Source organism: Streptomyces sp. RKND-216 (genome assembly GCF_004795255.1).
In the GTDB taxonomy this organism is placed as follows: Bacteria; Actinomycetota; Actinomycetes; order Streptomycetales; family Streptomycetaceae; genus Streptomyces; species Streptomyces hazeniae.
Map to the genome: position 1 here is coordinate 5,252,684 of NZ_SSBQ01000002.1, position 22,389 is coordinate 5,275,072.

General features: G+C 73.4%; 23 protein-coding genes and 1 pseudogene. 12 read left to right on the forward strand and 12 right to left on the reverse strand.

The genetic code is table 11. The annotated features are described in order from the left end of the window. Window positions 1–10 precede the first annotated feature (10 nt). Window positions 11–502 carry a tripartite tricarboxylate transporter TctB family protein gene (locus E4198_RS23055; protein WP_247597977.1) on the forward strand — a complete coding sequence of 164 codons (492 nt, stop codon included), beginning with the start codon at window positions 11–13 and terminating at the stop codon, window positions 500–502. A gap of 3 nt (window positions 503–505) precedes the next feature. After that, window positions 506–2,053, forward strand: coding sequence for a tripartite tricarboxylate transporter permease (locus E4198_RS23060; protein ID WP_136184844.1), 1,548 nt, complete (start codon window positions 506–508; stop codon window positions 2,051–2,053). Between the two features lie 84 nt (window positions 2,054–2,137). Here the strand turns inward: E4198_RS23060 and E4198_RS23065 are convergent, their stop codons facing one another. Next, window positions 2,138–3,070 (reverse strand): GNAT family N-acetyltransferase, encoded by a 933-nt coding sequence (locus E4198_RS23065; RefSeq protein WP_136184845.1) that lies wholly within the window; start codon window positions 3,068–3,070, stop codon window positions 2,138–2,140. Window positions 3,071–3,185: 115 nt separating this feature from the next. On the opposite strand from E4198_RS23065, the gene E4198_RS23070 reads away from it, so the two are divergent. After that, window positions 3,186–3,563: a GntR family transcriptional regulator gene (locus tag E4198_RS23070; protein WP_136184846.1), complete on the forward strand. Its 378-nt coding sequence runs from the start codon at window positions 3,186–3,188 to the stop codon at window positions 3,561–3,563. Here the strand turns inward: E4198_RS23070 and E4198_RS23075 are convergent. Together E4198_RS23075 and E4198_RS23080 are read right to left on the reverse strand one after the other, a co-directional pair. Further along, window positions 3,550–4,125: an NADAR family protein gene (locus tag E4198_RS23075; protein WP_136184847.1), complete on the reverse strand. Its 576-nt coding sequence runs from the start codon at window positions 4,123–4,125 to the stop codon at window positions 3,550–3,552. The genes E4198_RS23070 and E4198_RS23075 overlap by 14 nt on opposite strands. 67 nt (window positions 4,126–4,192) lie before the next feature. Further along, window positions 4,193–5,326: a DUF5925 domain-containing protein gene (locus E4198_RS23080; protein WP_136184848.1), complete on the reverse strand. Its 1,134-nt coding sequence runs from the start codon at window positions 5,324–5,326 to the stop codon at window positions 4,193–4,195. A gap of 218 nt (window positions 5,327–5,544) precedes the next feature. Between E4198_RS23080 and E4198_RS23085 the strand changes: the two genes are divergently transcribed. Beyond that, window positions 5,545–5,808, forward strand: a complete 264-nt coding sequence (locus E4198_RS23085; RefSeq protein ID WP_078528512.1) for a hypothetical protein — start codon at window positions 5,545–5,547, stop codon at window positions 5,806–5,808. Window positions 5,809–5,838: 30 nt separating this feature from the next. Here the strand turns inward: E4198_RS23085 and E4198_RS23090 are convergent, their stop codons facing one another. Together E4198_RS23090 and hmgA are read right to left on the reverse strand one after the other, a co-directional pair. Further along, window positions 5,839–6,597 (reverse strand): GntR family transcriptional regulator, encoded by a 759-nt coding sequence (locus tag E4198_RS23090; protein WP_136184849.1) that lies wholly within the window; start codon window positions 6,595–6,597, stop codon window positions 5,839–5,841. A 49-nt stretch (window positions 6,598–6,646) separates the two neighbouring features. Then, window positions 6,647–7,966, reverse strand: coding sequence for a homogentisate 1,2-dioxygenase (gene hmgA / locus E4198_RS23095; RefSeq protein ID WP_136184850.1), 1,320 nt, complete (start codon window positions 7,964–7,966; stop codon window positions 6,647–6,649). Between the two features lie 194 nt (window positions 7,967–8,160). Here hmgA and E4198_RS23100 point away from each other — a divergent pair. Beyond that, window positions 8,161–9,289: pseudogene (locus tag E4198_RS23100) on the forward strand (aldehyde dehydrogenase family protein). A gap of 17 nt (window positions 9,290–9,306) precedes the next feature. Further along, window positions 9,307–10,413 (forward strand): Zn-dependent alcohol dehydrogenase, encoded by a 1,107-nt coding sequence (locus tag E4198_RS23105; RefSeq protein WP_136184851.1) that lies wholly within the window; start codon window positions 9,307–9,309, stop codon window positions 10,411–10,413. Window positions 10,414–10,465: 52 nt separating this feature from the next. Here the strand turns inward: E4198_RS23105 and E4198_RS23110 are convergent, their stop codons facing one another. Continuing rightward, on the reverse strand, window positions 10,466–11,107 hold the full coding sequence (locus E4198_RS23110) for a TetR/AcrR family transcriptional regulator (protein ID WP_136184852.1): 642 nt from the start codon (window positions 11,105–11,107) through the stop codon (window positions 10,466–10,468). Between the two features lie 223 nt (window positions 11,108–11,330). Between E4198_RS23110 and E4198_RS23115 the strand changes: the two genes are divergently transcribed. After that, a complete protein-coding gene (locus E4198_RS23115) occupies window positions 11,331–11,951 on the forward strand; it encodes a TetR/AcrR family transcriptional regulator (RefSeq protein ID WP_136184853.1) in 621 nt (206 codons plus the stop codon). An 85-nt stretch (window positions 11,952–12,036) separates the two neighbouring features. On the opposite strand, the gene E4198_RS23120 is transcribed toward E4198_RS23115, so the two are convergent. Beyond that, complete coding sequence (locus E4198_RS23120) at window positions 12,037–12,498, reverse strand: MaoC family dehydratase (RefSeq protein ID WP_136184854.1); 462 nt, start codon at window positions 12,496–12,498, stop codon at window positions 12,037–12,039. Window positions 12,499–12,599: 101 nt separating this feature from the next. Beyond that, window positions 12,600–13,136 (reverse strand): hypothetical protein, encoded by a 537-nt coding sequence (locus E4198_RS23125; RefSeq protein WP_247597808.1) that lies wholly within the window; start codon window positions 13,134–13,136, stop codon window positions 12,600–12,602. Window positions 13,137–13,398: 262 nt separating this feature from the next. Here E4198_RS23125 and E4198_RS23130 point away from each other — a divergent pair, with 262 nt between their 5' ends. Beyond that, window positions 13,399–14,259, forward strand: a complete 861-nt coding sequence (locus E4198_RS23130) for an SDR family oxidoreductase (protein ID WP_136184855.1) — start codon at window positions 13,399–13,401, stop codon at window positions 14,257–14,259. After that, window positions 14,256–14,840: a TetR/AcrR family transcriptional regulator gene (locus tag E4198_RS23135; RefSeq protein WP_136184856.1), complete on the forward strand. Its 585-nt coding sequence runs from the start codon at window positions 14,256–14,258 to the stop codon at window positions 14,838–14,840. The genes E4198_RS23130 and E4198_RS23135 overlap by 4 nt, the downstream gene beginning before the upstream one ends. A 39-nt stretch (window positions 14,841–14,879) precedes the next feature. On the opposite strand, the gene E4198_RS23140 is transcribed toward E4198_RS23135, so the two are convergent. The 4 genes from E4198_RS23140 to E4198_RS23155 form a co-directional block, all read right to left on the reverse strand. Beyond that, window positions 14,880–16,094: an acyl-CoA dehydrogenase family protein gene (locus E4198_RS23140; RefSeq protein ID WP_136184857.1), complete on the reverse strand. Its 1,215-nt coding sequence runs from the start codon at window positions 16,092–16,094 to the stop codon at window positions 14,880–14,882. A gap of 5 nt (window positions 16,095–16,099) precedes the next feature. Beyond that, window positions 16,100–17,149, reverse strand: a complete 1,050-nt coding sequence (locus E4198_RS23145; RefSeq protein ID WP_136184858.1) for a phosphotransferase family protein — start codon at window positions 17,147–17,149, stop codon at window positions 16,100–16,102. 103 nt (window positions 17,150–17,252) lie between these two features. Next, window positions 17,253–17,558 (reverse strand): DUF202 domain-containing protein, encoded by a 306-nt coding sequence (locus tag E4198_RS23150; RefSeq protein WP_136184859.1) that lies wholly within the window; start codon window positions 17,556–17,558, stop codon window positions 17,253–17,255. Continuing rightward, a complete protein-coding gene (locus E4198_RS23155) occupies window positions 17,555–17,950 on the reverse strand; it encodes a DUF202 domain-containing protein (RefSeq protein ID WP_136184860.1) in 396 nt (131 codons plus the stop codon). Before E4198_RS23155 ends, E4198_RS23150 begins: the two co-directional genes overlap by 4 nt. Before the next feature lie 118 nt (window positions 17,951–18,068). Here E4198_RS23155 and E4198_RS23160 point away from each other — a divergent pair, with 118 nt between their 5' ends. The 3 genes from E4198_RS23160 to E4198_RS23170 all read left to right on the forward strand — a co-directional run bounded on the left by E4198_RS23160 (window position 18,069) and on the right by E4198_RS23170 (window position 22,362). Continuing rightward, a complete protein-coding gene (locus tag E4198_RS23160; protein ID WP_136184861.1) occupies window positions 18,069–19,724 on the forward strand; it encodes an FAD-binding dehydrogenase in 1,656 nt (551 codons plus the stop codon). A 114-nt stretch (window positions 19,725–19,838) separates the two neighbouring features. Continuing rightward, window positions 19,839–20,777 (forward strand): hypothetical protein, encoded by a 939-nt coding sequence (locus E4198_RS23165; protein WP_136184862.1) that lies wholly within the window; start codon window positions 19,839–19,841, stop codon window positions 20,775–20,777. 52 nt (window positions 20,778–20,829) lie between these two features. Beyond that, window positions 20,830–22,362, forward strand: coding sequence for an APC family permease (locus tag E4198_RS23170; protein WP_136184863.1), 1,533 nt, complete (start codon window positions 20,830–20,832; stop codon window positions 22,360–22,362). Window positions 22,363–22,389: the final 27 nt, after the last annotated feature.

Genomic DNA, 22,389 nt, shown 5'->3' on the forward strand with positions numbered 1-22,389 from the left:
GAGGGGGCCACTGAGCAGACTCCGCGGACACTCCGAACTCGGCGTTTGCGCCCTCCTGCTGGCGGTCGGCGTCCTCGTCCTCACCGACGCCCTCACCATGGAGGGCAGCTTCGTCCAGCGCGGACCCGTCGGGCCCAGGACCGTGCCGATCGTCGTCGGCTGCGCGCTGCTCGTCGTCGCCGTCGTCCTCGCCGTCGACGTCCTGCGCGGCGGCCGCGGCGAGGCGGAGAGCGGTGAGGACGTCGACCTCGACGCACCCGCCGACTGGCGCACCGTGGCCCTGCTCGCCGGCGTCTTCCTCGCCTGCGCGCTCCTCTTCGTCCCGCTCGGCTTCCCCGCCGCCGGCGCGCTCCTCTTCTGGGGCTCCGCCTACGCGCTGGGCAGCCGCAACACGACCCGCGACCCGCTGATCGCCGCCGTGCTGTCGGTGGTGACCTTCCTGGTCTTCGACACCCTGCTGGGCGTTCCCCTGCCCGGCGGACCGCTGATGGAGGTGCTGTAGGAGATGGACTCCCTGAACTCCCTCCTCGACGGATTCGGTACCGCCCTCACTCCGCTCAACCTGCTGTTCGCGGCGATCGGCGTGCTGCTGGGCACCGCGATCGGTGTGCTGCCCGGAATCGGCCCGGCCATGGCGTGCGCACTGCTGCTCCCGGTCACCTACGGGCTCGACCCCACGGCAGCGTTCATCATGTTCGCCGGGATCTACTACGGCGGCATGTTCGGCGGGTCCACCACCTCCATCCTGCTGAACACGCCCGGGGAGAGCGCGGCGGTGGTCGCCGCCATCGACGGCAACCCCATGGCCCGCGCCGGGCGCGGCGCGCAGGCCCTTGCGGCCGCGGCCATCGGCCACTTCGCCGGCGGCATGCTCGGCACGATCGCCCTGGTCGCCCTCGCCCCGACCGTCGCCGCCTGGGCCGTGGACATCGGTGCACCCGACTACTTCGCCCTCATGGTGCTCGCCTTCATCGCGGTCACCTCCGTGCTCGGCCGCTCCCGGGTGCGCGGGTTCGCGTCACTGCTGATCGGCCTCACCATCGGCCTGGTCGGCCTGGACCAGATGACCGGGCAGCAGCGGCTCACCTTCGACAGTCTGCTGCTCGCGGACGGCATCGACGTGGTCATCGTCGCCGTCGGCCTCTTCGCCATCGGCGAGGCGCTGTGGGTCGCCGCCCATCTGCGCCGCACCTCCGGCGAGTCCATCCCCGTCGGCCGCCCGTGGCTCGGCCGGGACGAACTGCGGCGCACCTGGAAGCCGTGGCTGCGCGGCCCCTTCATCGGCTTCCCGTTCGGCGCCATTCCGGCCGGTGGGGCGGAGATCCCCACCTTCCTCTCCTACGTCACCGAGAAGCGGCTCTCGAAGCACAAGGCGCAGTTCGGCAAGGGCGCCATCGAGGGCGTCGCCGGGCCCGAGTCCACCGCCTCCGCGTCCGCCGCGGGCACCCTGGTCTCGCTGCTCACTCTCGGTCTGCCGACCACGGCGGTCGCGGCCGTCCTGCTGGCGGCGTTCCAGAGCTACGGCATCCAGCCCGGTCCGCTGCTCTTCGAACGCGAACCCGACCTGGTGTGGGGCCTCATCGCCTCCCTCTTCGTCGGCATGGTGCTGCTGCTCGTCCTCAACCTGCCGCTGGCGCCGGTGTGGGCGAAGCTGCTGCGCATCCCCCGGCAGTACCTGTACGCGGGCATCCTGTTCTTCGCCGCCGTCGGCGCCTACGCGGTGGGCGGCCAGTCCGTCGACCTGGTGGTGCTGCTGGTCATCGGGCTCATCGGGCTGGTGATGCGGCGTTACGGACTGCCGGTGCTCCCCGCCGTCATCGGCGTCATCCTCGGCCCGGCCGCCGAACAGCAGTTGCGCCGGGCACTCCAGATCAGTGACGGCAGCGTCCTCGGCCTGGTGGGAACGCCGTTCTCGGTCACCGTCTACACAGTGATCGCGCTCCTCCTGGCCTGGCCGTGGCTCCGCCGCCTGCTGCCGCGGCGACGCACCGTCGCTGCGGACGGCGCCTTCGCACCGGACGCGGACGCAACGGAGCCGGCCCGGCGGGAGTGACCCCGGGAAGGAACGGCGGGCCCCGGCGCGACGCGGCGGCCGGACGGTGTCGGCCGTCCGGCCGCCCGCGTGCGGGGCGCCCGGTCAGCGTGGCGGCAGCCGCTTGACGCAGCGCCACTGCATGGCGGCCGGGCGGTACCCCAGACGGGCGTTGACGGCGAGCATCGGGCGGTTGTCCGCGTCGTTCCCGGTGAACGCGTGCCGGTAGCCGGCGGCCCGGGCGCGCCGCAGCGACGCGGTCTTGGCCAGCCGCGCCAGCCCCCGGCCCCGGAACGCCCGGCGGGTGCCGGTCATCCCCGACCAGTAGCGGTCGCGGCCGTCCACCTGGGCCACGCTGTAGGCGGCCACCGCGCCGTCGACCAGCGCCACCGTCGTCAGGTCCGCGTCGAAGTCGGGACGCGCCCAGTTCAGCAGCAGCCAGTCCTCGAAGGGCACGGGGGCGACGACCATGTCGCCCGGCTCGTCGGCGACGCACTCCACGTCCGCCTCGTACAGCGGGCGCAGGTCGCCGGTGAAGGCGGCGGCGGTGCGCAGCTCCGTGCCCGGCGGCAGCGGAGCGCGCGGCTCCGGCAGTACGGCCTCCGCCAGGTCCAGGGCGAGGTACCGCACCGGGCCGCCGCGGAGGTAGCCGCGGCGCTCGGCGAACCCGGGGGAGCATCCGTCGTCCGCCACCCGGCTGTGCACGGCGGTCACACCGAGCGACGCCAGACGGGTCTCCGCGGCGGCCGTCAGCACCTGGCCGGCACCCCGGCCCCGCGCGTCGGGCCGCACCTCGGTGAGCAGGAAGCCGTGTCCGGGCTCGGCGCTCTCGACGTCGATCCCGGTGTCGGCGCAGCCCGTCACCCGGCCGTCCTCGTCGACGGCGACGAGCCGGTGCCGCCGCATGGCCGCGGGGGAGCGGAACGCGTCCCAGACGACCGCCTCCGGGGAGCGCACCTGGTGCGGTACGGCGGCCCTGTGCACCGCGGCCACGTCTTCGGCGTCCTCCGGACGGAACGCGCGCACGATGATCGGCATGCGCCCGGAGGCTAGTCACCGGCCCGGTCCCGCGCACCCCGATTTCCGCGGCACACGGGAACCGCGGGGTGCGGCAGAATCGGGAGGGCAGACACCAGCGAGAGCCGGAGACCACGTGACCCTGAAGATCGCCGTCGACGCGGACGCGGCCGAGGCACCGTACGAGCAGTTGCGCGCGCAGATCGCGGAACAGGCGAGGGCCGGAGCGCTGCCCGTCGGGTACCGGCTGCCGACGGTGCGGGGACTGGCCGGGGAACTCGGGCTGGCCGCCAACACCGTCGCGAAGGCCTACCGCGCCCTGGAAACCGACGGAGTGATCGAGACCCGCGGTCGCAACGGCACCTTCGTCGCCGCCGCGGGAGACGCCGCCGACCGCGAACTGGCCGACGCCGCCCAGACGTTCGCCCGCCGGGCGCGCCGGCTGGGCGCCGACCGCGCCACGGCCCGTGCCGCCGCGGAGGACGCCCTCCGCGCGGCCTTCATCGACGGCTGACCCCGGAGGCCGGCTCCCCGGCGGCCGCCAGCCGGCGACGGGCCTCCATCAGCGCGAACCCGAGGAGATTCAGCCCGCGCCAGCGCCCCGGGTCCTCGGCCGCCTCGTGCGAGGCTGACATGCCGATGCCCCACACGCGGTCCCGCGGGCTCGCCTCGACCAGCACGCGGTCGCCGGTGCCGAGCAGCCAGGTCCGCAGGTCGTCGTGCTGGGCGAACTTGTGCACGCTGCCCTCCACCACGAGGCCGAACCGGTGCCGCCGCCACGTCTCCTCGTCGAAGCCGTGCACCGCGCGCCCGGCGGCCTTGGCCTCGCGGGGGTGGGCCGCGGCGAGCGCCGCCCGTTCCGCCTCCGGGTCGCCGAACAGCCGCGCCTTGCCCGCCATCATCCAGTGCTCGGCGGTCGCGTACCGCGTCCCGTCCACCAGGAACGGCGAGGGCCACCACTGGCTGAGGCAGCCCGCGCCCACGCTGCCGTCCGGCCGCGGGCGGTGACCCCAGAAATGCAGATACTTCACGCGTTCGCCCCGCTCGATCCGGGCTGCCAGCTCGGCCACGTCCACCCTCGCGCTCCCTCCTCCACCTCTTCCCCAGTGTGACAGCCGGCACCGACAACCGCCGCGGCGGCGCCTACAGGTAGAGGCCCGAGTCCGCACGCGGGTGCGGGGTGACCGTGGCCGGGGCGGTGCCGCGGCGGAGGGCGAACAGCTCTGCGAGCGTCGCGCCGTCCCGGCCCACGCCCTCCTCCGTGCCCAGCCAGGCCACCGCCTCGGTGCGGCTCAGCGGCCCCACCTCGATGCGTGCGAGGCAGCGCCCGGGCCGCACCACCGCGGGGTGCAGGCGCTCCAGGTCCTCGTTCGTCGTCACGCCCACCAGCACGTTGCGGCCCTGCCCGAGCAGCCCGTCGGTGAGGTTGAGGAGCCGGGACAGAGCCTGCCCGGCGGCGTGCTTGGCCTCGCCGCGGATGAGCTCGTCGCAGTCCTCGAGGAGCAGCAGCCGCCAGCGGCCCTCGCCCAACTCGCCGTCGTCGGCGCCGATGGCGATGTCCATCAGGTAGCCGATGTCGTTGAACAGCCGCTCCGGGTCCAGCACGCAGTCGACCTGGCACCAGTCCCGCCAGGAGCGGGCCAGCGTCCGCAGCGCGGACGTCTTGCCGGTGCCCGGTGGTCCGTGCAGGAGCAGCAGCCGCCCCGAGACGTCGTCGGGGGTCGTCTTCATCAGGCCGCCCAAGGCGTCCGCGACGGTCGCGGTGTAGTTGCCCCGGACCTCCTCCCAGCTGCCCGCGCCGATGGTGCGCGTGGTGCGGTACGGGCCGCGCCGTGGCGAGTGGTACCAGAAGCCCATGGCGACCGTGTCCGGCTGCGGTTCCGGCTCGTCCTCCGCGCCGTCGACGGCCTCCCGGAGCCGCTCGGCGGCCAGGTCGTCGCTCACCGCGGTCACGGTGACGTCCGCGCCCTGGCTCCAGCGGGACACCAGCGCCGTCCAGCCGTCGCCCTCGGCGAGCAGGCTGCTGCGGTTGTCGTCCCGTGCCTCGCGCAGCACGGTGGCGCCGTGCGGCAGCAGGGTGCTGCCCTTCTTCACCCGGTCCACGGAGCGGCTGCGGGAGTACGGCTGCTCGCCGGTGGTGAAGCGGCCGAGGAAGAGCGCGTCGATGATGTCGGAGGGGGAGTCGTTGTCGTCCACGTTCAGCCGGAACGGCAGCACTCCAGCGACGGGCACGGGCGGCGGGCCCGCTCCGTCGGCGGGTCGGCGGTCGGCACTCATGGCCCTCATGATCCGCGACACCAGCGGTCCGCGCACCGGCTCTTCCCGCCCGGCTGCGTGCGGCGGGCACCCCTCGGCGCCTCGGACGGGTGACACGCGGTGTTCGCCAACCCCCTTGCGGGGAAGGCTATTCAGGTGGCCGGAATACCGCAGTGTCTGTGCCGGGCGGTAGGGTTAACCTGCCCGGGCCGGGTGCCCTCGTACGGGTGGGGAGTGTCATGGATCAGATAACAGTGCGTCACAGGGCGCGCGTGCCGGCGATCACGTGCGGTACCGGCGCGACGAGTTCGCGTCTCGACCGTCACCTCGCCGTGCTCGCCGGGCCTGCCGTGTCGTACCGGCAGACCGAGGAGGCGACCACGCTGATGCGGGAGATCACCACGCGTGACGCCGGTCGCAGCCGGCGCAACCGCGGGGCGCGCGTCTCCCTCCTCGCGCCGCTGAGCAGGCTCAAGCGCTCGCTGTTCGGCGGGCGCGGCTGACGCCGGTTCGCCGCATGCCGTGGGGCCGCCTCACTCCGGGGCGGCCTCGACGGTCACCGAGAACGAGAAGCGGTCGCCGCGGTAGTGGATGCGTACGACGTCCACCGCCCGGCCCCGGTCGTCGAGGGTGACCCCGGTGTAGTGCAGGATCGGGCTGAGCAGCGGCACCTCCAGGAGCCGTGAGGTCTCCGGGTCGGCCAGCCGGGCCTCCAGCGTGTCGGTGATCCGGCTGATCCGTACGCCCGCCGCGTCCCGAAGCACCTTCGTCATCGGCCAGCCGCGCTCCAGCAGGCCCGGATCGATCCGAGCGGCGACGTCCGGACGGACCAGGTTCTCCGCCCAGTTCACCGGTTCGCCGCTCTCCCGGTCGCGGCGCAGCCGCCGGAAGCCGGTCGCCTCGTCCAGCCCCGGGAAGTGCCCGGCGTACTCGGCCGGCACCGGCTGCGAGCCGTGGCCGAGCAGGGTGGTCTCCTCGCCAGACTGCTGCGCCACGATGGCGTCGACCGAGCCCAGCAGCCGTACGGTCCGCTCCCGTCGCGCGCCGGGCTCGATGAACGTGCCGCGCCGCCGGTGCCGGCTGATCAGGCCCTCGCCCTCCAGTTCCCTCAGCGCCTGGCGCATGGTCAGCACGCTCACGCCGTAGTGCTCCGCCAGCCCTTCCTCGGTGGGCAGGCGGAGCGGCGCGTCCGGCGCCCGTCCCAGTATCGAGGCCCGGAGCGACTGCGACACCTGGTACCACAGCGGCAGCTTGCGGTTGAGCACCAGGGAGTCGGGCGCGAAGACGGACACCGGGACGGCTCCCTTCGGTGAGGAGACGGCAGGGGCGGGGCGGCCCCGCTCACGGACGGAAGTGACGCTCCAGACCCCGCCACACGTCGTCGTAGTCGTCCTGCACGTGTTCCGCGGCCTCCGCCTGCGCGGTGAGCGTCACCGGCCAGCGGGTCTCGAACATGAACGCCAGGCCGTCGTCGACCTTCTGCGGCGTCAGCTCGGCGGCGCTGGCCTTCTCGAAGGTGTCCCGGTCCGGGCCGTGCGCCGACATCATGTTGTGCAGCGAGCCGCCGCCGGGAACGAAGCCCTCCGCCTTCGCGTCGTAGGCGCCCTCGATCAGGCCCATGTACTCGCTCATCACGTTGCGGTGGAAGTACGGCGGGCGGAAGGTGTCCTCGCCGACCAGCCAGCGCGGCGCGAAGACCACGAAGTCCACCCCGGCCAGGCCCGGCGTGTCCGACGGCGAGGTGAGCACCGTGAAGATCGACGGGTCCGGGTGGTCGTAGCTGATGCTGCCCAGCACGTTGAAGCGCCGCAGGTCGTAGACGTACGGGACGTGGTTGCCGTGCCAGGCGACGACGTCCAGCGGCGAGTGGTCCAGCGTGGCCGCCCACAGGTTGCCGCAGAACTTGTTCACCGCGCGCACCGGGCGCTCGACGTCCTCGTACGCGGCGACCGGGGCGAGGAAGTCCCGCGCGTTGGCGAGGCCGTTGGCGCCGATCGGACCGAGGTCCGGCAGGGTGAACGGCGCCCCGTAGTTCTCGCAGACGTAGCCGCGCGCCGTCTCGTCCAGCAGGTCCACGCGGAAGCGGACGCCGCGCGGGATCAGGGCCACCTCCCCTGGCTCGGCCCGCAGCAGCCCGAACTCGGTGTGCAGCAGCAGGCCGCCGTCCTCGGGCACGATCAGCAGTTCGCCGTCCGCGTCGCTGAACACGCGGTCGGTCATCGCGGTGTCGGCGGCGTACAGGTGGATGGCCATGCCCGTGCGCTGGGTGGCGTCGCCGTTCCCGCCCAGCGTCCACAGTCCGTCGAGGAAGTCGGTGCCGGCGGCCGGCTCCGGTCGCGGGTCCCAGCGCAGCCGGTTCGGGTCGGGGACCGTCTCGGTGAACGGGGCGCCGCGCAGGCCGCCGTTGTCGATGCGGGTGAACCGCGGGTGGGCCGCCGAGGGGCGGATGCGGTACAGCCACGACCGGCGGTTCGCCGTCCGGGGCTCGGTGAACGCCGAACCGCTCAGCTGCTCCGCGTACAGGCCCAGCGGGGCGCGCTGCGGTGAGTTGCGGCCCACCGGCAGGGCACCCGGTACGGCCTCGCTGCTGTGCTCGTTGCCGAACCCGGAAAGGTACGCCAGCCCCTCCGCCGTCTTGCGTGCCTGCTCGCTGCTGCTCATCGACCTGCTCCCACCGCATCGGATTCCTATGGAAGACCATAGGAATCGGGGAGGGTCGCGTCAACGACCGGAGGGTGATCGGTTCGCATCCCGGTGTTCGGTGTCCGCTCAGGAGTACCACCGGCGGGCGTCGTGATCCAGGGGCACGGATGCGGAGGGCTGACACTGGAAACTAGCGCTGCTAGGTTGGCGGGATGCGGCAACACGACGGCATGTACATCGACGGCGCGTGGCGTCCGGCCGCGGGCACCGGGACGATCGAGGTCGTCAACCCCGCCGACGAGACGGTCCTCGGCACCGTCCCGGCCGGCGACGCCCGCGACGTGGACGCCGCGGTCGCCGCCGCCCGGGCCGCCCTGGCGGGATGGCGCGCCACCCCGCCCGCCGAGCGCGCGGGACGTCTGGCCGCCCTACGCGACCGGCTGGAGGCGCGCGGCGAGGAGATCGCGCGGACCGTCACCGCCGAACTCGGCGCACCCCTGACCTTCTCCCGTGCCGTGCACGCGGGACTGCCGGTCGCCGTCGCCGGCGTCTACGCGAAGCTGGCGGCTGAGCATCCCTTCGAGGAACGTGTGGGCACCTCACGCGTCCTGCACGAGCCGGTCGGCGTGGTTGCCGCCGTCACGCCTTGGAACTACCCCCTGCACCAGATCGTCGCCAAGGTCGCGCCCGCGCTCGCCGCGGGCTGCACCGTGGTGCTCAAACCGGCCGAGAACACCCCGCTCGTCGCGCGGTTCTTCGCCGAGGCCGTGCACGAGGCCGGGCTGCCGGCCGGCGTCGTCAAAGTGGTCACCGGACACGGACCGGTCGCCGGTCAGGCACTCGTCGAGCACGACGGCGTCGATATGGTCTCCTTCACCGGCTCCTCGGTGGTCGGCGGCCGCGTCGGCGCGCTCGCCGGGGGTGCCGTCAAGCGCGTCGCCCTCGAACTCGGCAGAAAGTCCGCCAGCGTGGTCCTCCCCGGCGCCGATCTCGCCCGCGCGGTCAAGGCCGGCGTCGCTCGCCGACGTCACCCCGCGGATGACCGTCGCGAGGGAGGAGATCTTCGGCCCGGTGCTGAGCATCCTGGCCTACGACGGCACCGACGACGCCCTGCGCATCGCCAACGACACCGACTACGGGCTCGCGGGCGCCGTATGGTCCGATGACGAGGAGGAGGCGGTGGCCTTCGCCCGCCGCATGGAGACCGGCCAGATCGACATCAACGGCGGGCGCTTCAACCCCCTCGCGCCCTTCGGTGGCTGGAAGCGGTCCGGCGTCGGGCGTGAACTCGGTGTGCACGGCCTGACCGAGTATCTCCAGACCAAGTCCCTCCAGTTCTGACAGGAGTGCCACCCGCCATGGTTCGCAAGCAGGTCCGCGCCGCCGTACTGCCAGCTGTCGGAGCACCGCTCGAGATCACCGGCATCGAGCTGCCCGAACCGGGGGAGGGGCAGGTCCGCGTCCGACTGGCGGCGGCCGGGGTCTGCCACTCCGACCTATCCCTCTCGAACGGCACGCTGCGCCAGCCCGTCCCGGCCGTCCTCGGCCACGAGGGCGCCGGTACGGTCGTCGCCGTGGGCCCCGGCGTCACCGGCACGGCCCCCGGCGACCACGTCGTCCTCAACTGGGCGCCCTCCTGCGGCACCTGCGACTACTGCGCCCGGCTCGGCGAACCGTGGCTGTGCAGCAACGCGCAGGCCGCCACCACCGTGCCCCACGCCCGCACCGCCGCCGGTGACGACCTCTACCCCGGCCTGAGCGTCGCCGCCTTCGCCGAGGAGACCGTCGTACCGGCCGGGGCCGTGCTGCCGCTGCCCGACGGCGTTCCGCTCGCCGACGCCGCACTGCTGGGCTGCGCGGCCCTCACCGGCCACGGCGCCGTCCACCACAACGCGCGGGTGCGTGAGGGCGAGTCGGTCGCCGTCCTCGGCATCGGCGGCGTCGGTCTGGCCACCCTCCAGGCCGCGCGCATCGCCGGAGCCGGGCGGATCGTGGCCGTGGACGTGACTGCGGAGAAGGAGGAGCTGGCCAGGGCGGCAGGGGCCACCGACTTCGTCGCGGCGTCGGACACCACCGCCAAGGACATCCGCCGGCTCACCGGGGGAGGTGCCGACGTGGCCGTGGAGTGCGCGGGCCGTGCCGCGGCCATCCGTACGGCCTGGGACTGCACCCGGCGCGGCGGCCGGGTCACCGTGGTCGGCATCGGACGCAAGGACGACACCTTCTCGCTGTCCGCGCTGGAGGTCTTCCACTTCGCCCGCACGCTCTCCGGCTGCGTCTACGGCGACTGCGAACCGGCCCGGGACCTGCCGGTACTTGCCGAGCACGTGCGCGCCGGACGACTTGACCTGAACACCCTGGTCACCCGCCGGATCGGCCTGGAGGACATCCCGGCCGCCTTCGAGGAGATGAACGCGGGCCGCGGCGGTCGTTCCCTGGTGGTCTTCGACCAGCCGTCCGCGTGAGCCGTGCCACCCCGCGGCGCGTGCAGGCGGGGGCGCGCACGGCTGCGGGGCTTCAGCCCGGCTCGCGTTCCTGGCCGGGGAACCGCACGCCCAGACCGTCCACCAGTGCGCGCAGTCCGGTCTCGAAGGCGCCCTCGTCCACGCGCTGCCGCTGCTCGGCGAGCAGGTGGGCCTGGTCCAGACGCGGGTAGTCGCGGGCGTACAGCGTCGCGTCGTCGACGAAGCCGCAGGCGAAGGAGCCCAGCGCCGACCCGGCCACGAAGTAGCGCATGAGGGCGCCGATGTGCGTCGCGTGCGCACGTGACCAGCCGGCGTCCATCATCGCCCCGAACACGGCGTCGGCCATCCGGAGCTGGCTCGGCCGCCGCCCCGGACCCTTGGCGAGGTGGGGCACGATGTTGGGGTGCGCGGTGAGTGCCGCCCGGTAGGAGCGCGCCCAGCCCAGTAGCGCCTCGCGCCATGGCGTGCCGTCCTCGAGCATCGACAGGTCCACCCGTGCGCAGACGGCGTCGGCGGCCGCGTCCAGGATCGCGTCCTTGGTGGCGAAGTGGTGGTACAGCGACGGCCCGCTGACGCCCAGTTCCGCGGCGAGCCGCCGGGTCGAGACGGCGCCCAGGCCCTCCGCGTCGACAAGCGCGAGGGCGCATCCGGCGATCCGGTCGCGACTCAGAAGCGGCTTGCGCGGGCGGGCCATGCGGCCATGCTAGTGCGGTGGCCGGGAAGGTTTGCCGGCCGCAGCAGTGGGGCGCGGCGGGGAGCCGAGCGGCCGGCGAAGGGCCTCGTGCCGCCCCGGAGTGCTCCGGTTGCGCGGGCCCGGCCGTCCCCCGGAGCCCGCCGCATCGCTAAGCGCATGCTCAGTGATCCGTGTATGGTGTTCGCCCGGCCGCAGGGGCGCCGGAGAAGCGGGGCGAGGGAGCATGGCACAGACGGCGGACGAGTCCTTCGGCGGCGTCACCCCGGACGCCGCGCGGCGGTTGCTGCTGGGAGCCGTCGACGCGTTCGCGGAACGCGGCTTCCACGCCACGACCACCCGGGACATCGCGGGCCGCGCCGGCATGAGCCCCGCCGCGCTCTACATCCACTACCGCACCAAGGAAGAGCTGCTCTACCAGATCAGCCGGGTGGGTCACGAGCGGTCGGTGGCGATCCTCCAGGACGCCGCCGGTGTAGAGGGCGGCGCCGCGGACCGGCTCGACTTCGCGGTCCGCACGTTCGTCCGCTGGCACGCCGAGCACCACACCACCGCCCGCGTGGTGCAGTACGAACTGTCCGCCCTGGAGGACGGCCACTACGCCGAGATCGTGGCCATGCGCCGGCGCACCGAGGAGGTGCTGCGCGGGCTGCTGGAGGACGGCGTCGCGGCCGGCGAGTTCACCGTCCCCGACGTGCGCGGGACGGCCGTCGCCGTTCTCTCGCTGTGCATCGACGTCGCCCGCTGGTACCGGCCCGGCGGTCCCCGCACGCCGGAGGAGATCGGCGCCCTCTACGCCGGACTGGTCCTGCGCATGGTCGGCGCCCCGGTACCCGTCGCGGACTGACCCGGCGGAAGGACCCCCGCCCGCCCGGCGTGCGCGCTCCGGTCCGGGACGCTCGCCGGCCCGCCGGTGACGCGCGGCGGGAAGGTCACCAGAAGAAGCGGCTCACCGATTCCGCGACGCAGACCGGCTTGGCGCCGCCGTCCCGCTCGATCGTCACCTTCGTGGTGAGCTGGACGCCGCCGTCGACGTCGGAGACGTCGGTGAGTTCGGCCCGCGCTCGCAGCCGGGAGCCGACCGGTACCGGAGCGGGGAACCGCACCTTGTTCACGCCGTAGTTGATGCCCATGCGCACGCCGTCGACCCGGATCACCTGCGGCACGAACGCGGGCAGCAGGGAGAGGGTGAGGTAGCCGTGCGCGATGGTGCCGCCGAACGGTCCGTCCGCCGCGCGCTCAGGGTCCACGTGGATCCACTGGTGGTCGCCGGTGGCGTCCGCGAAGAGGTCGACACGCTTCTGGTCGACCTCCAGCCAGTCGCTGGCACCCAGCTCCTCGCCGACCGCCGCCCGCAGTTCCTCCGCCGAGGTGAACACCCGGGGCTCCGCCATCGCTGCAACCTCCCGCACGCCGTGCTCGGTACACCTGGTGGCCGGAGTGCCACTAAGCGCTCGCTCAGCATGCGACGCGCGGGTCGTGCTGTCAACGGGAGTTACCGGGGAGTACCCGCGAGGCGGGCGCTGTCCCCGGTGCGCGCGGCCCCGTCCCGCGCGCACCGAGAGTCGTCGATGTTCCCGGTCACCACGGAAGGCGGCGGAGCCGCCGCGCGCTCCATCGCCTGGATTAGCCGCCGCAGTACTACGGCCAGAGGGGTGTCGGGCGGGGCCGTCGGGTCCTTGCAGGGGAGCAGCGACCTTCCGCCCCAGGTGGCCGCGTGCCAGTCGTCCAGTGCCGTGGGCTGGCGGATGCCGTCGTGCTTCTCCCGCCGTCTGCGCTGCGCGACCTCTTCCTCGTAGGCCAGCCAGACGTCCCGCGCCTCCTCCAGCTCCTCCAGCGCCGAGACCAGCAGCTCCGGGTCGGGCTCGCGGTCCTCGGGGGAGATGCCCGCCCGGCTGCACAGGTGGTGCCACGTGGCCCGGTGGCCGTACGGGGCGAAGCGCTCAAGGCATCTGCGCAGGGCCTGCCGCCGCTGCGAGGGGGCTCTGTCGGGGTCGCGAACCTGCTCGGCGAGTGCTCTGAAACCGGCCAATCATCCCACCTCCGGCTGAGTGGACCCGATGCCTTCCGGTGGTGTGACGTACCGGAGGCCGCATCGGATCCGCTTTCCCGGGAGTCCTGTCGTCGTCCCACGGGACCGGGTGCCCCGTATTCCGTCAACGCAGTACACCGGCGGCCCGTTCCCGCCGGTCTCTTCACCCTCCCCGCCCTTCCCGTCGACATACCGACCGGTTAGTCTGCCGACCGGGGTCGGCCCGTGGGCACGGTGAGGAGCCCCGGAGACGGAGGGGAACATGGCGGAGACGGTGAGTGCGCGGACAGGCGGAGCCGCCCGGCAGCGCGTCGTGGTGACAGGCGGCGCGCGGGGTATCGGGGAGGCGCTCGCGCGCCGCTTCGCCACCGAGGGCGCGCTGGTCGCGGTGAACGACCTCGACGCCGAACGGGCGGCCGGAGTCGCGCGCGACATCGGCGGGGTGGCCGTGCCGGGCGACGCCTCCGAGGCTCTCGCACCGGCCCGGGAAGCGCTGGGCGGCGAGATCGACGTCTTCTGTGCCAACGCCGGCGCCGCCCCCGGGGGAGGCCCGGATGCCCCGGAGGAGCTGTGGGCGTCGGCGTGGGACGTCAACGTCATGGCCCATGTGCGCGCCGCGCGGGAGCTGCTGCCCGGCTGGCTGGAGCGCGGCCACGGCCGGTTCGTCGCCACCGTCTCCGCGGCCGGGCTGCTCACCATGGTCGGCTCCGCGCCGTACAGCGTCTCCAAGCACGCCGCCTACGCCTTCGCCGAATGGCTCCACCTCACCTACCGGCACCGCGGGGTCCACGTGCACGCCGTATGCCCGCAGGGGGTGCGCACCGACATGCTGCGCGGCACCGGCCGCACGGGCGACCTGGTACTGGCACCGAACGCCATCGAGCCGGAAGCCGTCGCCGACGCCCTCCTCGAGGCCGTCGCCGAGGACCGCTTTCTGGTGCTGCCCCACCCGGAGACCGCGGGCCAGTACGCGCTGCGTGCCACCGATCCCGGTCGCTGGCTGGGAGGCATGAACCGGCTCCAGCAGAAACTGGAGCGTACGCTGGACCGGCCCGAGGACGACAGCGGGAGCCGGGAGAAGGACCGCGGAGAGCACCGGGGGAAGGCGGGGACGCAGACGTGACGGACGAGGCCCGGCTTCCCGTACCGCAGCGCCTGCTCGCGGCGGCCACGCGGCTCTTCGCCGACCAGGGCTACGACCGCACCTCCGTACAGGAGATCGTCGAGGCGGCCGGCGTCACCAAGGGCGCGCTCTATCACTACTTCGGGTCCAAGGACGACCTGCTGCACGAGATCTACGGTCGCCTGCTCCGGCTCCAGCAGGAACGGCTGGACGCCGTCGCGGGCCGTGAGGCCTCCGTCGAGAGCCGGCTGCGGGACGCCGCCGCCGACGTGGTGGTGACCACCATCGACAACCTCGACGACGCGCGGATCTTCTTCCGCTCCATGCACCAGCTCTCCGACGAGAAGCAGAAGCAGGTGCGGGCCGAGCGGCGCCGGTACCACGAACGCTTCCGCGCGCTGATCGAGGAGGGTCAGCGTGGCGGCGTGTTCAGCGACGCCACCCCCGCCGACCTGGTCGTCGACTACCACTTCGGCTCCGTGCACCACCTCAGCAGCTGGTACCGCCCGGAGGGGCCGCTGAGCCCGCAGCAGGTCGCCGACCATCTGGCCGGTCTGCTGCTGCGCGCCCTGCGGCCCTGACGTCCGCGAGCGGACCGGCGCCCGGTCCGCCCCGCCACATCAGGTGAACCTCTTCAGCTCCCGCCGGGCCAGCGACCGCTGGTGCACCTCGTCCGGCCCGTCGGCCAGCCGCAGCGTCCGCGCGGCCGCCCACAGCTCGGCGAGCGGAAGGTCCTGGCTCACCCCGGCGGCGCCGTGCAGCTGCACCGCGCGGTCCAGGATGTCCGCCACCGCCCGCGGCGTCGCGATCTTGATGGCCTGGATCTCGGTGTGCGCCCCCCGGTTGCCGACGGTGTCCATCAGCCACGCCGTCTTGAGGACGAGCAGTCGCAGCTGCTCCACCTGCACCCGCGCGTCGGCGATCCACGCCCGTACCTGGCCCTGGTCGGCGAGGGGCCTGCCGAACGCCTCCCGGCCGGCCGCGCGCCGGCACATCAGCTCGATCGCCCGCTCCGCCATGCCGATCAGCCGCATGCAGTGGTGGATGCGGCCCGGGCCCAGACGTGCCTGGGCGATGGCGAACCCGCCGCCCTCCTCGCCTATCAGGTTCTCCACCGGCACCCGTGCCTCGTCGAAGACCACCTCGGCGTGCCCGCCGTGGTAGTGGTCCTCGTACCCGTAGACGGTCATCGCCCGCCGTATCCCGACCCCGGGAGTCTCCCGCGGCACCAGCACCATGGACTGCTGGCGGCGCACGTCCTCGGCGTCCGGGTCGGTCTTGCCCATCACGATGAAGATCCGGCAGTCCGGGTGCATCGCCCCAGAGATGTACCACTTGCGCCCGGTGACGACGTACGCGTCGCCGTCGCGCCGGATGCTCGTCTCGATGTTGGTGGCGTCCGAGGAGGCGACTTCGGGCTCGGTCATGGCGAACGCGGAGCGGAGCTCGCCGGTCAGCAGTGGCTCGAGCCACCGCCGCCGCTGCTCCGGATCGCCGAACTCGGCGAGCAGCTCCATGTTCCCGGTGTCCGGAGCGGAGCAGTTGAGGGCGACGGGGGCCAACTGCGGGCTGCGGCCGGTGATTTCGGCGAGCGGTGCGTACTGGAGGTTCGTCAGCCCGGCGCCGTAGGTGCGGTCCGGCAGGAAGAGGTTCCACAGGCCCTGCCGGCGCGCCGCCGCCTTCAGCTCCTCCACCACCGGCGGCGTCTGCCACGGCGACTCCAGTTCCGCGCGCTGCTCGCGTGCTACCGTCTCGGCCGGGTGGACGTGCTCGTCCATGAAGTGCAGCAGCCGCCGGCGCAGTTCCTCTGTGCGCGCGTCGTAGGCGAAGTCCATGCGGGTCAGCCCTCCTGAAGGGTGGCGAGGCCGTGGTGGATGAAGAGCGGCACGAGATCCCCGATGCGGTCGAAGCCGGGGCCCACGGTATGCCCGAGCTTCCAGCGGTAGTGGATGCCTTCCAGGATCACGGCGAGCTTGAAGTAGGCGAACGCGGTGTACCAGCCGATCCCCGACACGTCGCGGCCTGACCCGGCGGCGTACCGCTCGACCAGCTCGACCGGTTCGGGATGCCCGGGGGCGCCGCGTACCGAGGTGAGGGGGGAGCCGGGCACGTCCGGATGGCTGCTGTACATCGCCAGCAGGCCGAGGTCGGTGAGCGGATCGCCGAGCGTGGACATTTCCCAGTCCAGCACCGCGGTGATCCGGCCCTCGCCGTCCGCGAGGACGTTGTCCAGCCGGAAGTCCCCGTGCACCACCGTCGGTTCGGGGGAGCGGGGCAGCGCCTCGGCCAGCGCACGGTGCAGGTCGTCCACGCCCTCCAGATCGCGGTTGCGCGACGCCTCCAACTGCTTTCCCCAGCGGCGCAGTTGCCGCTCCAGGAAGCCCTCCGGGCGCCCGAACGACTCCAGGCCCGCCTCCCGCGGCTCGACGGTGTGGAGCGCGACGAGGGTGTCGACCAGCGACAAAACCAGGGCGCGGGTGCGCTCCGGGCCCAGCGCCGACAGCTCGGCGGAGGAACGGTAGGGCGTCCCCGGCACGTACTCCATGAGGTAGAACGGCGCGCCCAGCACGTCGGGGTCCTCGCACAGCAGCAGCGTCCCCGGCACCGGCACGGGAGTGTCCCGCAGTGCCCGGATCACCCGGTACTCCCGTGCCATGTCGTGCGCGGTGGCGAGCACGTGGCCCAGCGGAGGCCGGCGCAGCACCCAGCGGGACGTCCCCGCGTCGACCCGGTAGGTGAGGTTGGACCGGCCGCCCTCGATCACCTCGGCGTGCAGCGGGCCGTCCACCCGTCCGGGCCGCTCCCGTTCCAGGTAGGCGCCCAGCCGCGCCAGGTCCAGCCCCGGCGGGTGCGCTGCGGCGTCCCCGCCGCCCCCGGTCTCCTCGGTCATGCGGCCTCCTCGCACTCGGACGTCTCAGCGGAACCGGTACCGATCATGCCGACTGGTCGGTATGCCGTCCATAGGGGGGCCGCCAAAACCCTGCCGGCCCCGTCTACCAGAGGAGTACCACCCCGAGCAGCGCCATCACCAGGGCGCAGAGCACCGTCGCCCGTACCGGTCCGCCCTCCGGGGCCGCGCCCGCGGCTCCCGCCAGCGTCCTGATCCGGCGGTGCGCCACCACCAGGAAACTCAGCCACGCCAGCGCCCCCAGCGCGGCGGCGCCGTACGCGGCCGGGGCCGGATCGTAGAGCGCACTGCGCACCGCCAGCGCGGCCACCACCGCGAAGGCCAGGGTGGTGCGCCGCCAGGCCAGCCGGGTCCGCTCGGGCTGCGCGCCGGGCGGCTCCGGGCCGCTCACGTGACCCGGTCCAGCACCACGGAGCTCACCACGACCAGCGCGGCCACCGCCGTGGCCAGGCTCAGCAGCACGGGGAACCGGGAGGCCGGCAGGTCCTCGCCGCGCCGCATCGCCCGCTCGCAGCGCACCCAGTGGTTCACGGCCCGCAGGGCGCACAGGCCACCGCCCGCCAGCAGTGCAAGCGCGATCGCCGTCCGCGCGCCCCAGCTCATGCCGGTGAGGAACTGGTCCACCGCGATGCCCCCCGCGACGAGGGCCAGGGCCGTACGGATCCAGGCGAGGAACGTCCGCTCGTTGGCCAGTGAGAAGCGGTAGTCGGGCGTTCTGCCCTCCGCGCGCAGCCGCTGGGGGGCCAGCCACAGCCGGAAGGTGTCGAAGAACCGGTGGATCATGGGACGAGCCTAGAAGGTGCGGCGGCCCCCGGCGGTCCCGTGAGGGGTGTCACCGGGGCGACCGAGAGATTACTCTCCAGTTTCCCGTCGTCCCGCGAGCGGAGAAGCAGGTGAAGGCATGACGTACGACGCCGAGGTGATCGTGGTCGGCGCGGGTCTGGCGGGCCTCGCGGCCACCGCCGAACTGGCCGACGCCGGACGCCGGGTGATCCTGCTCGACCAGGAGCCTGAACAGTCGCTCGGCGGCCAGGCCCACTGGTCGTTCGGCGGTCTCTTCCTCGTCGACTCGCCCGAGCAGCGCCGGATGCGCATCCGCGACAGCCGGGAACTGGCCTGGCAGGACTGGCTCGGCACCGCCGGGTTCGACCGCGCCGAGGACCACTGGCCGCGCCGCTGGGCCGAGGCGTACGTCGACTTCGCCGCCGGGGAGAAGCGGTCCTGGCTGCGGCAGCAGGGCGTGCGATTCTTCCCCGTCGTCGGCTGGGCCGAGCGCGGCGGCTACGACGCGACCGGTCACGGCAACTCGGTCCCCCGCTTCCACATCACCTGGGGCACCGGCCCCGGGCTGGTGGAGCCCTTCGCCCGCCGCGTGCGGGCCGGAGTGGCACGCGGCCTGGTGGACCTGCGGTTCCGGCACCGGGTCACCGGCCTGGCCCGCAGCGCGGGCGCCGTCGACACGGTCACCGGCGAGATCCTGGCACCCAGCGACGCCGAACGCGGCACCGCCAGCAGCCGCGAGACCACCGGTGCCTTCGAACTGCGCGCGCAGGCGGTGATCGTCACCTCCGGCGGGATCGGCGGCAACCACGACCTGGTCCGCGCCAACTGGCCCGAACGGCTGGGGACTCCGCCGCGCCGGATGCTGTCCGGCGTGCCCGCCCACGTCGACGGCGAGATGCTCGGCATCACCGAAGGGGCAGGGGGCCGCCTCATCAACCGCGACCGCATGTGGCACTACACCGAGGGCATCGAGAACTGGAACCCGATCTGGGCCCGGCACGGCATCCGTATCCTGCCCGGCCCGTCCTCCCTGTGGCTGGACGCCACCGGCAAACGACTGCCCGTCCCCCTCTTCCCCGGCTTCGACACCCTCGGCACACTCGACCACATCATGCGCACCGGGCACGACCACACCTGGTTCGTCCTCAGCCGCAAGATCGTCGAGAAGGAGTTCACCCTCTCCGGCTCCGAGCAGAATCCCGACCTGACGGGCAAGTCCGTCCGCGACGTCCTCGCCCGGGTGAAGCCGGGCGCCCCCGGCCCCGTGCAGGCGTTCCTCGACAACGGCGCCGACTTCGTCGTCGAACGCGAACTGCCCGACCTGGTGCGGCGGATGAACACGCTCACCGGCGAGCAGCTGATCGACGAGAGCGCCCTGCGCCGGGAGATCGAGGCCCGGGACCGCGAGATCGGCAACCCCTTCACCAAGGACCTCCAGATCACCGCACTGCGCGGAGCGCGCGGATACCTGGGCGACAAACTGATCCGCGTCGCCACGCCGCACCGCATCCTCGACCCCAAGTCCGGTCCGCTGATCGCGGTGCGCCTGAACATCCTTACCCGCAAGACGCTCGGCGGGCTGGAGACCGACCTGTCCTCCCGCGTGCTCACCGAGGACGGCGAGCCGCTGCCCGGCGTGTACGCCGCCGGTGAGGTCGCGGGATTCGGCGGCGGGGGTGTGCACGGCTACCGCTCGCTGGAAGGCACCTTCCTCGGCGGCTGCCTCTTCTCCGGCCGCACGGCCGGCCGGGCCGCCGCCGAGGCGGTCGGCTGAGCCGCCGACCCAAGCGGAAGGAGCCGCACCACTTCCACTCCCCGGGGCTTCACAGGGAGTTCACAGAACCTTGCTTGACGTGATCCCGTCACTCAGGTTTCGTGAGCGTCGACCATGACACCCCCACCCCCACCACCCTCCTTCCGGCTGTCCCGGCGCGGTGGCGGCAACGCACCCGACGCCGCACTCGACGACACGGACCTCGCCGCCGCCCGCGACGCCCTCGCACAGGGCCGCTGGGGCGACAGCCGTACCCTGCTCGCCCACACCCGTGAGGACTGGGACCGGCGCGGCCACCGCCTGGTCGTCCTCGCCGACAGCCCGGGCAGCCTCGCGTGGGCCCGCGAGTGGCAGCAGACCGAACCGGAGAGCGGCGATGCCGCCGCGCTGGCCGCCTGCGCGGCCGTCAGCGCCGCCGTGCGGGGACGCGAACGCCCCGAGAACGCCCGGCAGGCCGTCGCGGACGCCGCGGCCCGCACGCCCGCCGACCCCAGCCCGTGGCTGGCCTCGCTGCTCCTCGCGCGGTACACCGGCACCACGGACGAGGCCCGCCGCGCGTTCCACGAAGTCACCGTCCGGCACCGCGAGCACCACCACGCCCACCACCTGATGGCGGCCGTGCTCGCCGAGAGCCCCGACCCCCACACGCTCTACGAGTTCGCCCACAGCTCCGCCTCCCACGCCCCCGCCGACTCCCCGCTGGCTCTGCTCCCGGTCGTCGCCCACGCCGAGCGGTTCCGCGCCCACCGCGGCGGCGCCCGCACGGCCGACCGCGCCGCGGGGGAGCACTGGACCGGCCGTCACGCCGCCCACCTGGTGCGCAGCGCCTTCGACTGGTGGCTGGAATGGGGAGGCGAGGAGGGGCACCCGCGCCGCGCGGTGGACCTCAACTTCCTCGCCTACGCCAAGTTCCACGAGGGACGGCTCGCCGAGGCCGCCGCCCTCTTCCAGCGGGTCGGTTCCCTCGTCACCCCGGCCCCCTGGTCGTACACCGGCCGCGACGCGTACAAGGCGTTCCGCGCGGCCCGCGCCACCGCGTACGGCAGCGCCTGACCCCGCACCACGGAGAACCGATCCCGGCGACCGGAGAGGAACCGAACCCGCCATGCTCACGGGCAGCACAGAAGAGATCAGCACCTACAAGGGGCAGCACAGAGCCCTGCGGGCCGGGCGGATCGGCACCGTCGGCCTGCTGCTCTCCGTTCTCGCGGCCACGGCGCCGCTGATGGTCGTCGCCGGCGTCATGCCCACCACGTACGCCGTGATGGGCATCACCGGCCAGCCGCTGCTCTTCGTGATCCTGGCCGTTGTGATGGCGCTGTTCAGCGTCGGCTACGCGGAGATGAGCCGCCACGTGCACAACGCCGGCGCCTTCTACGCCTACATCGCCCGCGGCCTCGGCGGCTTCACCGGCGCCGGCGCCTCGTACGTCGCGCTCGCCGCCTACAACGCCATGCAGGTCGGCATCTACGGCATCTTCGGCTTCGAGGCGTCCCTGCTGCTGGACACCTACCTCGGCGTCCAGGTCGCCTGGTGGGTTCCCGCCCTCGTCGCGGTCGCCCTGACCGGGGTGCTGGGCGCCCTGAAGATCGACCTCAACGCGCGGGTGCTGGGCGTGCTGCTGATCATCGAGGTGCTGCTGATCGTCGTGGTCGACCTGGCGTTCGCCGCCGACCCCGGCCCGTCCGGGCTCTCCCTCGCCGCCTTCGACCCCGCCACGCTCTCCGGTGCCGGACTGGGCACCGCCCTGTGCTTCACCGTCGCCGCCTTCGTCGGCTTCGAACAGGCTCCCGTCTACGCGGAGGAGACGAGCCGCCCGCAGACCGTGGTGGCCCGCGTGATGTTCCTCGCCGTCGGCTGCGTCGCGGTGTTCTTCGCCCTCACCTCCTGGCTCATGAGCGTCGCCACCGGGCCCGGCAAGGTGGTGAGCGCCTCCCAGGAGCACGGCCCGCAGTTGCTCTTCGTGCTCAGCGACGCACGCCTGGGCGGCACCTTCACCGACGCGCTCCACCTCTTCTTCGTCACCGGCATCTTCGCCTCGATGCTGGCCTTCCACAACGTCGTCGCGCGCTACGCCTTCGCCATGGGCCGCGAGGGTCTGCTCCCCGCCCGGATCGGCCGCGCCTCCGCGTCGACGGGCGCCCCGGCCTTCGGCTCGCTGCTCCAGACCGTCGTCGCCTTCCTGGTGGTCGTCGGCTTCGCCATCACCGACGACACGCCGGTGGGCGACCCCACCACCCCGGTCCTGCGGCTGTTCACCTGGCTCGGCAACCTCGGCGCGCTCGGCGTCATCGTGCTGATGGCGCTGGCCTCCGTCGCGGTCATCGCCTTCTTCGTACGGCGCGGCGCGGGCGCGGCCCAGGGCCCCAGGCTGCTCTGCTCCGGCCTTGCCGCCCTCGGCCTCACGGTCATCTTCTGCTACGCCGTAGCGGACTTCGAGGTGCTCATCGGCACCGGGGACGGATCGGCACTGCGCTGGATCCTGCCCGGCGTGCTGCTCGTGGCCGGTGCGGTCGGTGTGGCAGCCGCACTGGCGCTGCGGGCCCGCAGCCCGGAGTCGTACGCCCGCATCGGCCTGGGCAACGAGGCGTTCCGCCTGGAGAACGCGGCGGCGAAGAGCAGCGACCAGGCCCGGTAGGTTCCGCACGCTGCACGGCCGCGGACC